Below are 15,254 nucleotides of genomic sequence, written 5' to 3'. Positions count from 1 at the left end.
AGAATAAGAATATTATTTTAGGACAGTGTCATGTTGCTGTGAATTGATCACGGCATCGAGTCTTTTTAAATTTTTTTTTATGGATACTGTGGAGGGTATGACAGGTATAGTGCAAAAACAAGATTTTCTAAATACATTAAATCCGCAACAGCAAAAAGCAGTTCTTCACACTGAGGGACCGCTTTTATTGCTTGCAGGTGCAGGGACTGGTAAAACAAAGGTACTGACCTCAAGGATAGCTAATATTATTTATCAAAATTTAGCATCGCCTCACAATATTCTAGCTGTTACTTTTACTAATAAAGCAGCTAAAGAGATGGTGGAAAGGGTTCATAGTTTAATTAATTGCGATGGTCTGAATATCGGTACTTTCCACTCAATGGCAGCTAGGATATTGCGGGAACATATAGAGCATTTAAATCTTGGATTAAATAACAGATTTACTATTATTAGTCAAGATGAACAATTAAAATTAGTTAAAGATATAGTCAAGCTAAAAGATATTGATACTAAAAAATATGCTCCTAAATTAATACATATTATAATTTCTAGATGGAAAGATCAAGGATTACTACCAAGTAAATTATCAGTCTCAGATACTAATCTACCAGTGCAACGAGTAGCAAAACTTGTTTATCAAGAATATCAACAGAATCTTCTTATCTCTAATGCATTGGATTTTGGCGATTTTCTACTTTATAATAATGAGCTGTTTATTAAAAATCCTGATATATTAAAATATTATCAAGATAAATATCGGTATATTTTGATAGATGAGTATCAAGATACAAATATTGTGCAGTATTTATGGGCAAGAATGCTCGCAAGTTTATATAAAAATATCTGTTGTGTAGGGGATGATGATCAGTCTATTTACGGCTGGCGGGGAGCAGAAGTTGGTAATATATTACGTTTTGAAAAAGATTTTTCCGGTGCAACAATTATTAAATTAGAGCAAAATTATAGATCAACTCTACCAATACTTGCTGCCGCTTCCAATGTTATCAATAATAATAAAAACCGTCACGGTAAAACATTATGGACAGATAGGGAAAATGGTGAAAAGATAAAAATAGTCTCTTGTTGGAGTGATAAAGAAGAGGCAAGATATATAGCCGGCGAAATAGAAAGATTAGTAAGAGAAGACCGATATAATGCAGGTAATATCGCTATATTAGTACGGGCAGGTTTCCAAACTAGAAGTTTTGAGGAAGCTTTTATAAATAGTGCTATGCCTTATAAAATTATAGGGGGTTTAAGATTCTATGAACGAATGGAAATTAGAGATGTCATTGCTTATATTCGTATATCTTTGAATCAAAATGATAATTTTGCACTTGAACGTATTGTAAATGTACCAAAAAGGGCAATAGGTGCAGCTACTTTAAGTAAAATTAAGGCCTATGCTATTGAGCAAAATATTTCTCATTTTGCAGCTATTAAGAAAATGTTAGAAAAAGGTAAAGCAAAATCATATGAAACTCTAAAAGATTTTGTTACTAAAATCGATAATTGGCATGAAAGATTTAACACCGATGCCCCGATAAATGTTGTTAAAGCAATACTTCATGATTCCGGTTACCTTGAAATGCTTAAGGAGGAGCAAACTGAAGAGGCATTCGGTAGAATCGAGAATATTAATGAAATGCTTAGAGCTATTGCCGAGTTTAATGATATTCATGATTTTATCGAACATTCAAGCTTAGTTATGGAAAATGAGAGCTTAGAAACTCATTACGGCGGTTCCGTAACTATCATGACCCTGCACGCTGCTAAAGGGCTTGAGTTTGATGTAGTGTTTTTACCTGGTTGGGAAGAGGGGGTATTTCCATCTCAAAAATCTCTAGACGAAGATGGCGAAAAAGGCTTAGAAGAAGAACGCCGTATTGCTTATGTCGGCATTACTAGAGCTAAAAAAGACCTCTATATTACCTATGCGGAAAGCCGCAAAATATTTTATGAAATAGTACGCTCTTACCCTTCAAGATTCATAACCGAAATTCCTGACGAAATTACAATCAGGACCTCTTCTGTGAAAAAATACAATGCTTTTTACAAGTTTTAATTAATTTTTGAAAATTATTTTTCAAACAAACGAAAGAGAGACAAAAACTTTATCATGTATTTATGAGCAAAGAATAAAAGAGCCTGAGATAATCAAACCATTACTACCAGCAATAAGTAAGCTATCGCCTGAAAAGATGATAGAGCAAGGTCAAGGTAGCAAAATTGTTAAGGATTTTGCTCCATTACTTGAAAGTAGTAATCCTGGACTTGTTAACGGTACTAAAAAAGCATTAACAGAGTTAGATCCTGAATATTTAGCAGAATACGCAAAGAATCAGGAGAAATTATAGTACAAGAATTACAAAAAACAGCAAAAAATAATATATTGTAAAATTTGTTACCGGTGTAGATTATGCTCAAAAAAATATAGAGAAAGCATTCACTGTCCTAAAAGCAAATAGTGACGGATTTACGTATTGGCAAAAAAAACTCACCTAGTAATAAAGGAAAAGAGCACGGGCAAGCCCAACAAAAAAGTACAAAGTTTAAAACCATCTATATCAACTTCTAAACCTCACGTTGAAAATCTTAATAAAAGTAGAGAGTAAGGCAAAACAGGGGCTGACACGATCATAGCTTGCAAATTATAAAATTTTAGTATAAAATACTTTAGCAAATTATTTTAATAATGAGTAATATATGACAGGAGTGGTCACTAATAGAGGTTATCATACTGAAACAATTAAAAAAAATGATGAAGTAACTGAGATATCGGATGTAGTAAAAACAAAAATAGTGGATATAGCAAAAATCGATAGTAGATTAGATACTTTGCATAAAAATATTATTACTCTAGACCCTATTCAACAATATTTACAATCTGAAGAATATATTACTAGTACGCTTGAAGTGCTTGCCAGTAAAATTATTAGTGAAGTTGTAGAAAATAAAGAGGTACAAAAATTAGTAGATAACCTGCATATTAATTTAGGACAAGATATAAAACTAATACCTAGTGTAGCAGATAGGCGAAAGTTCGATGTCGCTAGGGCTGAGGCAGCACTTAAGGGTTTTGTACTTCCTCTAAATCCAGGCGGCCCTTTTGATAAATTATCATTCATGGGTATAGAAGATGCACAAGAAATCTTTGCCAATCCTATAAGAGCAACGAAAGAAGCATTAATAGCTGTAAGTGGGAAAGCTATACCTAAAGAACAATATGCACAAGCTATAAAAGATAAAGCTATAGAAATTTTAAAACAAGATCCTAAAAATACTTCAGAAAAACTTGAAAAATATGAAAAATTTATTATTCAAGGAGATCAAAATCAGAAATTTGATAAAGATAGTAAGCAGTTTATTCCAAGAGTAAATCAATTATCTCAAGTGGAATTTAAGGCATTACAAAAGGCAGCCACTAATACAGTGCAGCAGATTAATAATAGATTAGAAAAAAATAATGAAATTAGTAAGCAATTAGAGCAAACTATTATACTGACTAAATCATCCGGCATAAAGAATCCTGAAGTAATAATAAAGAAATTAAGTAAGTTACATTCTACCTATCTAGCTGAAAATAGTACTAAAATAGCCACTGAGTTAAAATATATTAATGATAGAGGTACTTCTTTATGGGAAAAATTTAAGCAGATATTTACAGGTAAAAATTATTTGGCAGAAAGATTAGGAAAAGTTGTAGATAAATATATTACTCTAAATGATGAATATGTAGTAAAAACAATTAATGATAAAATTTTTTCAAATGCTTTAACAAATCCTGAAATTGCTGAATGTCTAACAAAATTTTTGAATCAAAATAAGGAAAAAGCAATAACCAATCCTGAATTTAAAAATTTAATTCCTGATATGAGTAGTGGGCCTATTGTAGTGCAACCGCAACAAGTTAATAATTTTAATTTAGCAGAATTAAGAAAAATCAATCCAATAGCATTTGATAAAACTATGTTTGAAGATTTAATAAAATTGAGAAGTGCTAATATAACACCAACGCAAAATGATCCTAATGCTCTTACTAAAAATCGAGGAGTAGTAAGAAGTAAAGGTTAAATTTTAATATTAGGTAGAACGGTTAAATACTCTTCTTTCCATAGCTCATTATAAAGAATAGGATCGATATTACCGCCTGAGATTAGTACTAGTAACTTTTGAGGTTGGGATTGCATTTTTAAAAAATTTATTACCGAAACCATATTTATGCTACTTGACGGCTCACATATTACTTTTAGTAAATGAGTAAGCCATGCTGTCCAGTAGTATATTTCATGTTCTTCTGCTAAATAAAAATGATCAAGCTTTTTCAAATATTCAAATGTACGAGTTGATACACTCAAGGTTTTAAGACCATCTGCTATGGTATTAGGTGCATTATTAAACCTATATATCTTATTATTTTTAATCGATAAATAAGCATCATTAGCCATAAGAGGTTCTGACCCTATTAACAAGCTTGTCGGCGATATTAATTCCTTGGCAAGATATGATCCGGCAATTAAACCGCCACCGCCGCAAGAGGTAAAAATAGCATCAGGACTAAAGCCTAGCTGCTGTAATGCTTCATAGCATAACGTGCCGGCACCTGCTATCGTAGAATCACTATCGGAAGGATGTATATAGTAAAATCCTTGCTCCATATCTTCTTTTGCTCTCTCTTCTGCTTCTTGCCGAGTATTTGTATATATAACTTCACCGCCGTAATAAAGAGCTGCTTGTTGCTTTACTTTTGCAGTATTGAACGGCAAGTAGATCCTTGTTTTAATACCGAATAATTTCCTTGCATAAGCAAGACCGATTCCATGGTTACCTGTACTATAACCAACTATTTTATCAGGTAATTTCCCTTGCTCTTTTAATTCTAATAAATGATTTAATACTCCCCTAACTTTAAATGCACCAGTTTTTTGTAATGATTCCACTTTAAAAAAAATCTTATGACCAAGCATCTCATTTAAGCTTTCGGAGTGAACGATTGGAGTTAAATGTAGATATTGTTTTATTCTATTATGTGCGGCTGCTACATTTTGAGAGGATTGTAGTAATGAATTCATAAATATAATTAATAGATGGCTTGAAATCATGTTTATACTATATTATATAGTTAATAATGAGAAATTTTAAAAGGTTTTAATTGATGAATAAAAAATCTCTACCACTTATGGTATTACGAGATATGGTAGTATTTCCTGGGGTAATTGCTCCTATTTTTGTAGGTAGGGAAAAATCGCTGCAAGCACTCTCTCGTACTACTATTTCCGAGGAAGATAATAGTAAATATATTTTAATAACTTTACAGAAAAAATTTGATCAAGAAAACCCTAATAAATATGATCTTTATAACACAGGTATACTTGCCAAGATTATCCAAATAGTGAAGCTGCCTAATAATACGGCAAAAATCTTAATAGAAGCAGTGGCAAGAGTAAAGCTGAGTAACATTAAAGGTGAGGCAGCTTTTGAAGCAAATTACTTAATTATTCCGGATGAAGAAATATTTGACGTTAATAACATGCGTTCATTAGTGGATAATGCAGTACAACTATTTAGTAAATATGCGGTTAATGATAAAAAAGTTAATGCGGAAATTATTGAAACTATAAATAAAGAAATAAGTAATAGAACTAATTTTATAAATATTATAAATATACTAGCTGCACATTTGATCACTTCACTTGAGGCAAAGCAGCATTTATTAGAAGAAACTAGTCCTTTTAAGCGTATCACTACAGTTATTAGTACACTTACTTCCAATATCGTAAATTCAGAAACCGAGCAAGTGTTGCAGCAAAGAGTAAGAAAACAAATCGAAAAAACGCAGCGTGATTATTATCTGCACGAACAAATGAAAGCGATTCAAAAAGAGCTTGATGAAGATAAATCAGAACTTGCCGATATCGAGAAAAAAATTAAAAGTTTAAGATTATCAAAAGAAGCTAAAGAAAAAGCTGAATCTGAACTTAAGAAACTCCGTACCATGAACCAAATGTCGGCGGAGTCGGGAGTAACGCGTAACTATCTTGAGACGTTACTTAGTCTACCTTGGGGTAAATATGATAATAGCAAAATAGATATTAACCAAGCTGAGCAAATTTTAAATCGCGATCATTTTGGTCTTGAAAAAGTTAAAGAACGAATTATAGAATATCTAGCGGTATTACAGCGTTCAAGTAAAATTAGAGGGCCTATATTATGTTTAATTGGTCCTCCTGGAGTCGGTAAAACTTCGCTTGTAAAATCTATTGCCGAAGGAATGGGGAGAAAATACACTAAATTTGCTCTCGGCGGTGTTAGAGATGAAGCAGAAATTAGAGGACACAGAAAAACTTACCTTGGATCAATGCCCGGTAAAATTCTAGGTCAACTTAAGAAGGTTAAGACTAGTAACCCTGTAATGCTGCTTGATGAAATCGATAAAATGAGTTCTGACTTCAGAGGTGATCCGGCATCTGCTTTGCTTGAGGTATTGGACCCTGAGCAGAATAGTCACTTTGTGGATCATTATCTAGAAGTAGAATATGATCTATCAAATGTAATATTTATTGCTACTGCTAACTCTCATGATTTACCCAGAGCTTTAAGTGATAGAATGGAAAAAATATATATTTCCGGTTATGTAGAGGAAGAAAAGCTCCAAATTGCCAAAAATTATTTAGTGCCAAAACAATTTAAAATGCATAAAATTAAAAAAGGTGAAATTACTATATCCGAGACGGCAATTTTAGATTTAATTAGATATTATACCAAGGAATCAGGTGTAAGAGCTTTAGAGCGTGAAATAGGAGCGTTAACTAGAAAAGCATTAAAGCAAATTTTAGCAAATAAAACGGTTAAGCATATTGCCATAGATAGTAATAATCTTGAAGAATTTTTAGGGGTTAAAAAATATAATTTCGGGTTTGCTGAGAAAGAAGATCAAATCGGGAGTACTACAGGCCTTGCTTATACTGAAGTAGACGGAGATCTTTTAACTATAGAGGCTTTAGCATTCCCAGGGAAAGGTGAAATAAAGACCACCGGAAAACTCGGTGATGTTATGAAAGAATCGGTAATGGCTGCCTATAGCTGCTTTAGAAGTAGAGCAACAAATTTTGGATTAAAATACGAAAATTATAAAGATTTTGATATTCATATTCACGTACCGGCAGGTGCTATTCCAAAGGATGGCCCTTCTGCCGGTTGTGCTTTGTTTACAACTATTGTTTCTTTAATGACTAAAATACCGGTACACCGTACTGTAGCAATGACAGGCGAAATTACTTTAAGAGGAAATGTTTTGCCTATCGGCGGTCTTAAAGAGAAGTTATTAGCTGCGAGTAGGGGAGGGATTAAAACCGTGTTGATTCCAGAGGAGAATGTCAAAGATTTAAAAGATATACCGCCCAATATAAAAGAAAGCCTAGAAATTATATCCGTATCAAATATTGATCAAGTACTGAAGCATGCTTTGGTAGAAACGCCGATAAATAAATAGAGATTTATTATTATACGCAGTCCTTGGCTCTGTTGTGTGGGGGTTGGAAAATAGTCAAAATATAATATATTATATGAAAAATAGGGCTTAATTGACTCTATGCTATTCTTTCTACTATAGCTGCTACAATTTATTATTTCTGAAATCGTGCTAACATCTTGTCAAGTTTATAATATTATACATTACGTTTACTTCTTTATGTTTGTCTTTGCCATATCAGCGATAATTGGATTGCGGCTTTGTAAAGGAAGCGACACCGAGAGTTTGGATATGCATGTTAACAACAATATTACCGCTACCGGCTGATTGTATTTTACTAAAAGGTTTGATGTTTTCTATAGCATTTGGTATAAATCACTCAGGTTTACCGCAGTCACCGACAATATGGGCTTTATTTAGGCGAACCGCCTTTTGCAAAGAATCCACCAAATGTAGAACCAAACCCTGATAAAATGCTGCTTGTTCCTGACTGACTGCCCAAACACCCACCGCTGCCACCAAATAAATCGCTAAAGTAGTCCACCACATCCCTCCGGCTTGTACCAATATATTTTCTTTCAAAGTTATTTTTAAAATATTGCTTTGTAATTCCTTAAAGAAATTGTTACATACTTCCTTTAATCTCTTAACATGATTACCTATACCAAAAGCAGTGTCGGTAAAATTATCAGTTGTACTACTAATATCGGTGTGGGGTCTTGATGAATATGGTAGCCGACTATGTTGTTAATGATTTTCGTCTTACCAACTTGTGCCGATGATATTACAACGATTATCTCGATTTTTAGATTATTTAGAGCGTCCATAACAGCAGACTGATAAAAGGAGCTTATCGGTACTTCAGCGATCCGGTTCGTTACTCTAACCTCACTTTTAATAATTTGCGATACCGATCCACCAACTGGCTCACTATTAATTTTGGTAGCGGTTTTATTATGCTCGCTATTTTTTATAATATCTTCTGCACTGTTATAATTACCAATTAATTACTCTGTGAGTAGTGAAACCTAGTGCTTGTGCTATATCAGGTGCTTTATAAATAGTAGAGTTTATTAAAATTACTTTACATTTTACTAAAAATTTAAGATATTTTCGTTGTATTGTTCACTAAATTTTTATGAATCCCTTTAAATTAATTTATAAATTTTGTTCTCGCCATCAAATTAAATTTTGGTTACACTCACTTTGGGTTGTACCTGATATTATATGCCTTAGCTTTTGCAAGATATGAATTTACTCTTGATATCTATAGATAATAAAGTTGTACACTTAGTAATACTTGCTGATAGGCAAAATCCTAAATTTTTAAATGGTATCAACTTAAGTGAAATAGGTGAATTGTATAATGGTTTTAGAAATTTTTACTTTGAGAAAGTAAGTTTTATTAAAGCAACCTTGAATTTTAATAATTTTTAACATCGCCAATTTATTAATATAGATTTTTTGCTTGCAGACTTACGTTATAATGATTTTTCTTTTTCACAATTTTTGATCATTCTAGTCTAGTTGGTGTAAATTTTACAGGCAGTAATCTATTTAAAGTTCCATAAAACTCTATATTTGGATGTAAATTTCAGCTATACCAATTTAATTGTTAATGGGAGCAGATTTATCTGAAATGCCAATGTTCTCTTCTAAGCCTAAAAAACTCTCTATCTTACTCCTCGCGTTAATATAGAAAACTCTTATTATTAATTCTCAAGCCATTAATCCATGTAATATTATAGATTATAGAATTTTGTCATTGCTACAGTTACATTTTCCAAATTATATAGGTGTCTGTTGTACGAAAGCTTACCGCCTACAAAATGTCCTCAAGATTTTGATCCTGCAAAACATTGATTGAACATAACGAAATATAGTTTAAAATTTCTATTGCTAGAAAGTAGGTGGGATCGTCAGTTACCTGCAGTCGAGAAAGGCTATGCAAGTAAGTACCTTTTATGTTATTTAGCCGTGTCTAATGCATGGTTAAAACTCTCTGTAAATATACAACCCCAATTGGTTCATTCTTCGATATATCTTATGGTTGAGGATGTAGTAGTTCTTATAAGTATTACCTTCAAGCCTAAAAACTACTCAGCTGTTTTTATTGATGGTGTTTCTAACTCCCTTATCACCATTAGTTTTAACTAGGCTTCTTGGTGGTCACACTTGAATTATTTAAGTTCAATCAGGAGTTGTAACTGTTATGCACCACAACACTATAAAAGAAAGCATAACTATAATTGAGCCATATTTAGACAGTATTGTATATAAATTGCCATGTCAAAAGATTATACTCTTAATTGATAAGAGCTTCTTAAAGTCAACCCTTAGGTTTATTTTGTTTAATTATTCTCGGTACCATATCATATTTAAATTTAGTTAAAATTTTTTCTATGATGAAAATAATTTTATATTGAATATACGAGCTTTTAAAAATGGTGGAAAGTTCTGAAACCTTTGAAAATATTGGCGAGAGTGACGGGACTCGAACCCGCGACCTTCTGCGTGACAGGCAGACGCTCTAACCAACTGAGCTACACCCCCTTATATATAAGAGATAACAATACATATAACAATTCTTCCATTTCTGCAAGAGTAAAATATCTTATTTGTCAAAAAATATATAGAACCTAAACCTCTAAACGCTATTGTTTATCACCAATATTATAATCAATAGATATCTCTATTAATCCCAGTTGTTATTATTAGTTGTATCCTTTTTGAGGATTTTGTTAAAAAAGAAAAACCTATTGGTTACACCTATATTCACAAAATCTTTAGAGGTTTTATATAACTAAACCATATGTCGTTAAATTAAACTATTCCTTATAATCCTATACCCGATATTGCTCTTAGAAGTGCTATTATTACGCAGGCAATAATAGAGCGATAATATTTTCACAAAGAAAGAAGTAACAAAAGCAAAATATAACACTAATGAATTAAGTTTTCAAGATAACTCCTCCTAAGCTCGCGGCTACAGTTAAATTAATTTGTAATAAAACTTGAAATTACTTTAAATATAAATTAATTGTATAGGTGTTATTAAGTAATGCCTATATATTAATTTATTCAAAATTATAAAGGTTATTTATGATTATTTCAGTTTCAGCTCAACATATTTCGATTGGTAATAGCTTACAAGAATATTCAAAAGATAGGGCTACGCAAGTCGTTAAAAAATATTTTAACGATATAATAAATATAGATATACATTTTTCAAAAGAGGGAATTAACTTTAAGTGTGACATTATAGTAAAATATGGTCCAGGCAAACATAATATAGTCAAAAGTAATGATAGTTGTAGCGATATATATGTAGCTTTTGATAAAGCTATGTCAAAACTAGAGAAACAGCTTAGAAAATATAAATCAAAATTCAAAAATCATCATACGGGTAAAGTAAAAATATCCGAAATTGCTTACGAAGGTACTAAATATGTTATTAGTTCGCAACCTGATAGTGAAACCTCTAACTCTGAAGATAATGATAATCCGGCAATTATTGCTGAGAAGCCTGTAGAAATATTAAAATTATCAGTAAAAGAGGCGGTTATGAAAATGGATTTAGAAGATTTACCTGCGGTAGTATTTAAAAATATCAATAATGATCGTATCAATATAGTTTATTACCGTAAAGACGGTAATATTTCTTGGGTAGATTATAATTAAATCTAAGGAATTATAGATGGGCTGCCCTACAAAATTTGTTAGATATTTCCGACCAAGATTTAGAATATATGCGAGATAACATAATAAATTATGTAGAACTTTCTAATATTTATAACAGTGAAGTATAGGTGTTATTATATAACCTAATGACATACGGTACTATAAGAATCTTTAAACGCTTTTACTGTATTATTAAGTAAAAACGCAATAGTCATAGGTCCGATACCGCCAGGAACAGGAGTAATATATTTTACTTTAGACTTAACATTTTCAAAATCAACATCACCAATAATTTTATTGCCGTTAATTCTATTAATACCTACATCAATTACTATAGATTCAGGATTAAAATATTCTGCAGTTAATTTTACAGGACTCCCTATTGCAGCAATAACGATATCAGCTTTAGAGCTAATCTTACTTAAATTTTGTGATTTAGAATGACAGATAGTAACACTGCAATGTTCTTTTAATAGTAAAGCGCTTAAAGGTTTACCTACTATATTTGAGCGTCCAATAATTACAACATTTTTACCGCTTAAATTCGTTTCATATTTTTTTATAACTGCAAGACAACCAAGAGCAGTGCAGGGTATAAAGCCTTGACTAATACCGCTATGTAAATAACCGACATTTAAAGGATGAAAACCATCGATATCTTTCAAGGGTAATACAGCAGATAAAATTTTATTTGTATCTATGGATCTTGGTAAAGGCAGTTGAACTATAATTCCAGAAATCTCGTTATTGAGGTTTAACTCGTTGATTTTCAATATTAAATCATCTGTATGAATATTAGTAGATAGGTTTACTAATAAAGTATCGATTCCTATGTTGTGAGCATTTTTTATTTTATGTTTTACATAAATAATACTTGCCGGATTGTTGCCTACTAATACTATAGCAAGCTTTGGTGAAGTGTTAGTTTTATCTTTAAGCTCTTGAATTTCTAGTTTTAAATCTGCCAATATCTCATTTGCTAACGCTTTACCGTCAATTATATTATTCACTATATTTTTATCCATAATATCTTACGATTTTTACAAAAATTATGTATGTCATTGCCGTGTAGGTGGGACCACGCTATATTGGGACATGCAACAATGCGTCTGTTGGAATAACATAAAGTAAAATCGGTATGGTACTATAATTTTTATCTTACTTCTTTTTCCCATTTTTCCCATATTTTGTGGTAGAATACTCAAAATGTAAGGCTTTACCATCAAATACTCTACTATAAGCGTGATGAAGGCTACTTGCCGCTTCAGCAAAACCTATAAGAATCAGTTTAAGTTTACCAGTGTAATGAGCAATATCACCAATGGCATATATACCTTCTATATTAGTTTGATAGTAGGAATTGTCTACTTCAATATGTTGAAGCTTAACATTTAAACCCCAATTTGCTAAGCTACCTAAATTTTGTTTTAAACCAAAAAACGGTAGCAATATATTAGCCTCTAATTTATGGGTATTATTTTGTAGATCTCTAACTATAACTGATTGAAGTTCACCATTATTACCATCTAAAGCATTTAACTGATAACCGATTACTAATTCAATCTTACCGGTTTCTGCAAGATTTCTTAACTGTCTTACACTTTCAGGGCTAGCCGTAAATTTATCACGTCGATGAACTAAATATATTTTATTTGCAATCTCTGAAAGAGAAATAGCCCAGTCAACAGCCGAATCCCCGCCGCCTGCTATAACTATATTTTTACCTGTGAATTTATTTTTATCATTAATGAAATAGAAAACCGATTTGCCTTCAAAATCTTCAATATTTGCAAGAGGAGGTTTGTTCGGACCGAATGAACCTGCTCCTGCTGCAATAATAATAATTTTGCTTTTAATAAGAGTGTTTTTTGAGGTTTTAATTTCAAAAAAATCACCTTGCTTATTTAGCTCTATAGCTTGCTGATTTAAATGATATACAGGCTTGAAAGGAGCTGCTTGAAGCTCTAACTGTTTTATTAGTTCTTCTGCTACGATTTTAGGATATGCCGGTATATCATAAATAGGCTTTTCAGGGTATAGAGTAATACACTGACCGCCAATTGTCTCTTGTGCATCAATAACGTGACATTTCATGCCAAACATTCCTGCCTGAAAAACTGCAAACAACCCAACCGGACCGGCGCCTATTATTACAACATCAGTATTATACATTATTTTTTTATATTTAAATTTTAAAAATAATTTTATTAGATATTGAGGAAATAATCAATTGTTATATGAGTATATTTTAGAGATAAAACAGTAGAATATAATTGTGATAGGTCTCGACAATATGAATTTAAAGGTTGTTCTATATTCCACTTTTCATCTATTAGTTCTAGTATATCAGTTTTGATCTTAGCCTTATTTTTTATTAGCATACTGAATAATGAGATTTTTTAGTAATAATAGATTCCTATCGGTTTGTAATTTTTCTATTACTTCAAAGACAATGAGACTTAAATTGAATGATTGCTATTTTAATAGCCATTTAATACCCAAAAAAATAATACAATTTAAAGAAAAACTAACACAAATTATTGTAGCAAAAATATCATATTTTTATATTAAAGTATAATAATTTTTTTAATTTAGTCTTGTAAAATCATTAAGATTTGTAAAGATTAATTAATAAATATTAATTTAATAATTAAAACTATGAATAAGAATTCTACGAAATATTATTGGTTTTATTATCTTAACTATAAGTATAGGTAATAATAGTTGCTTCATCTGCCAATACTTTTTTTCTTTGTTAGTGCAACTGTTTTACCGTCATGCTTAGTTGTTGCTACTCCTTTATTTTTCGGTACTTAATATTCCAACTGTCGATATATTCCTTGCAAATAAATACGCTTACTATAACTTAGGTACTCCTGATACTGTTTTTATTAAATGCCAGTCAAGCTGCTACTACAACTACTCGAAAAATGACCGGTATTACTAATACTACTAGTTAAAGAGCACTCACATACATAAGGCAAGATACTTTCCAGGGGCACAAGATGTGCCTTATGATACTTATAACGATACAATTACGGTAGCATATTAATATTATAAATATTTTTAAGATTTTTACCTATTCTATTTGATATTATTAATTCTTTTGCTAGTGCTACTAGCTCATACCTGTCAACATAGAGATACACAAAAGTAATAAGATAGTAAACTATGACGGAAATAATGATTATACACCTAAAAAGTTTCAATTAGTCCTTTTAAAATGTATGTACGAAGATAGTATAGAAGAATATAAAGAAACTAAAGATTTAGTGACAACTCACATAACATTTAGTTTAGAGGGCGGTAAAATGCAATTGATACGAATAGCTTTAAAAAATACACAGAATTTTCTACTAGAGAAAAAGACTATAGAATCTTGGTGAAAGAATTACCGTGTAGAGTAAAGTGTGAGAATAGTCTTACTTCTACGGTAAATCTTATAGTTTAACATAGTATACTCATAACAATATCAAGGTAACATCAAATTATGTTTTACTTATAAATAAAATAATATTGGTTTTTAGGTATTATTTTATTATATCACTAAGCTTTGCAGATGGAGCATTTCTGAATCTCTTGGAGAGACACTGCTCCTTCGAAACCGCAAGTGTACATAAAAAACGTACGGGAGGATGAGAGATTAGAATCATTGTCCCAATTATCTCTAGAGGTAGAATTTGGGAATAACTTCAATGAAATTGCAGGCAATAGTGAATTTATAGTTTCACTATAAATATATAATAAAACTGCTATATTTCCGACTATCTTATGAGCGTGGCATATTATAACTCTTAGCCAAAATGATGATATTAATTATTTAGCTGGAGTAGATGAATTCAATTATTTCACTGAAAACGGCATATATAGTTATAGTTTTTTATTTCAAACCAAAGCTGTGAAAGCAAATTTTTCTAAAATTAACAATACCACAAAAACCAAAATAAATTTACACGCTTAGAAACAAACTGGACGTATGAGGATGTAAACAAAAATGACTAATTGGCGCAAAGTAGGGGATATTATAACTAAAGCATCTTCTTGGTCTAACTCAACTAGATTTGCCGATATTCAATTTATTCAAGCTATTTGATTAAAATTT

The 15,254-nt window shown here is 31.3% G+C and carries 11 protein-coding genes, 1 tRNA gene and 1 pseudogene; 6 read left to right on the top strand and 7 right to left on the bottom strand.

The genetic code is table 11. From position 1 onward, the window contains the following. Nucleotides 1-97: 97 nt before the first annotated feature. The 3 genes from pcrA to A1E_RS02740 all read left to right on the top strand — a co-directional run bounded on the left by pcrA (nt 98) and on the right by A1E_RS02740 (nt 4,074). Nucleotides 98-2,065, top strand: a complete 1,968-nt coding sequence (gene pcrA, locus A1E_RS02750; protein ID WP_155799181.1) for a DNA helicase PcrA — start codon at nt 98-100, stop codon at nt 2,063-2,065. 7 nt (nt 2,066-2,072) lie between these two features. After that, on the top strand, nt 2,073-2,357 hold the full coding sequence (locus tag A1E_RS06860; RefSeq protein WP_012148743.1) for a hypothetical protein: 285 nt from the start codon (nt 2,073-2,075) through the stop codon (nt 2,355-2,357). Nucleotides 2,358-2,706: 349 nt separating this feature from the next. Then, nucleotides 2,707-4,074 (top strand): hypothetical protein, encoded by a 1,368-nt coding sequence (locus A1E_RS02740; protein ID WP_012148742.1) that lies wholly within the window; start codon nt 2,707-2,709, stop codon nt 4,072-4,074. Here A1E_RS02740 and A1E_RS02735 read toward each other — a convergent pair. Further along, nucleotides 4,071-5,072 carry a serine/threonine dehydratase gene (locus A1E_RS02735; protein WP_012148741.1) on the bottom strand — a complete coding sequence of 334 codons (1,002 nt, stop codon included), beginning with the start codon at nt 5,070-5,072 and terminating at the stop codon, nt 4,071-4,073. The two genes, A1E_RS02740 and A1E_RS02735, sit on opposite strands and share 4 nt — an antisense overlap. A gap of 83 nt (nt 5,073-5,155) precedes the next feature. Here A1E_RS02735 and lon point away from each other — a divergent pair, with 83 nt between their 5' ends. Further along, nucleotides 5,156-7,492, top strand: coding sequence for an endopeptidase La (gene lon, locus A1E_RS02730; protein WP_012148740.1), 2,337 nt, complete (start codon nt 5,156-5,158; stop codon nt 7,490-7,492). Nucleotides 7,493-7,883: 391 nt separating this feature from the next. Here the strand turns inward: lon and A1E_RS07140 are convergent, their stop codons facing one another. The 3 genes from A1E_RS07140 to A1E_RS02710 form a co-directional block, all read right to left on the bottom strand. Then, nucleotides 7,884-8,018 carry a hypothetical protein gene (locus tag A1E_RS07140; RefSeq protein ID WP_269146066.1) on the bottom strand — a complete coding sequence of 45 codons (135 nt, stop codon included), beginning with the start codon at nt 8,016-8,018 and terminating at the stop codon, nt 7,884-7,886. Nucleotides 8,019-8,130: 112 nt separating this feature from the next. Then, the gene (locus A1E_RS05625) at nt 8,131-8,325 is read right to left on the bottom strand and encodes a phage terminase large subunit family protein (protein WP_269146073.1); all 195 of its coding nucleotides are present in this window, start codon (nt 8,323-8,325) and stop codon (nt 8,131-8,133) included. 1,622 nt (nt 8,326-9,947) lie between these two features. Then, nucleotides 9,948-10,024, bottom strand: a tRNA-Asp gene (locus A1E_RS02710). A gap of 549 nt (nt 10,025-10,573) precedes the next feature. Here A1E_RS02710 and hpf point away from each other — a divergent pair. After that, entirely contained in the window at nt 10,574-11,152 is a 579-nt protein-coding gene (gene hpf, locus A1E_RS02705; RefSeq protein WP_012148736.1) for a ribosome hibernation-promoting factor, HPF/YfiA family, read from the top strand. 143 nt (nt 11,153-11,295) lie between these two features. On the opposite strand, the gene folD is transcribed toward hpf, so the two are convergent. From folD to A1E_RS06855, 3 genes and pseudogenes are all read right to left on the bottom strand, one after another. Beyond that, complete coding sequence (gene folD / locus A1E_RS02700; RefSeq protein WP_041405277.1) at nt 11,296-12,162, bottom strand: bifunctional methylenetetrahydrofolate dehydrogenase/methenyltetrahydrofolate cyclohydrolase FolD; 867 nt, start codon at nt 12,160-12,162, stop codon at nt 11,296-11,298. Nucleotides 12,163-12,328: 166 nt separating this feature from the next. Next, nucleotides 12,329-13,324 (bottom strand): annotated as a pseudogene (locus A1E_RS02695) (NAD(P)/FAD-dependent oxidoreductase); the annotation flags it as partial. Between the two features lie 35 nt (nt 13,325-13,359). After that, a complete protein-coding gene (locus A1E_RS06855; RefSeq protein ID WP_231259254.1) occupies nt 13,360-13,533 on the bottom strand; it encodes a hypothetical protein in 174 nt (57 codons plus the stop codon). A gap of 846 nt (nt 13,534-14,379) precedes the next feature. Here A1E_RS06855 and A1E_RS06510 point away from each other — a divergent pair. After that, nucleotides 14,380-14,538, top strand: coding sequence for a hypothetical protein (locus A1E_RS06510; protein WP_012148733.1), 159 nt, complete (start codon nt 14,380-14,382; stop codon nt 14,536-14,538). Nucleotides 14,539-15,254: the final 716 nt, after the last annotated feature.

Source organism: Rickettsia canadensis str. McKiel (assembly GCF_000014345.1).
In the GTDB taxonomy this organism is placed as follows: domain Bacteria; phylum Pseudomonadota; class Alphaproteobacteria; order Rickettsiales; family Rickettsiaceae; genus Rickettsia; species Rickettsia canadensis.
Note: the sequence above shows the minus strand (reverse complement) of the source record. Positions and strands in the feature narration are given on the sequence as shown.

Excerpts from the sequence above, each read along its gene's own strand:
- pcrA (WP_155799181.1), top strand. The coding sequence starts at position 98 with ATGACAGGTATAGTGCAAAAACAAGATTTTCTAAATACATTAAATCCG.
- A1E_RS02740 (WP_012148742.1), top strand. The coding sequence starts at position 2,707 with ATGACAGGAGTGGTCACTAATAGAGGTTATCATACTGAAACAATTAAA.
- A1E_RS02735 (WP_012148741.1), bottom strand. The coding sequence starts at position 5,072 with ATGAATTCATTACTACAATCCTCTCAAAATGTAGCAGCCGCACATAAT.
- lon (WP_012148740.1), top strand. The coding sequence starts at position 5,156 with ATGAATAAAAAATCTCTACCACTTATGGTATTACGAGATATGGTAGTA.
- hpf (WP_012148736.1), top strand. The coding sequence starts at position 10,574 with ATGATTATTTCAGTTTCAGCTCAACATATTTCGATTGGTAATAGCTTA.
- A1E_RS06855 (WP_231259254.1), bottom strand. The coding sequence starts at position 13,533 with ATGCTAATAAAAAATAAGGCTAAGATCAAAACTGATATACTAGAACTA.
- A1E_RS06510 (WP_012148733.1), top strand. The coding sequence starts at position 14,380 with ATGTACGAAGATAGTATAGAAGAATATAAAGAAACTAAAGATTTAGTG.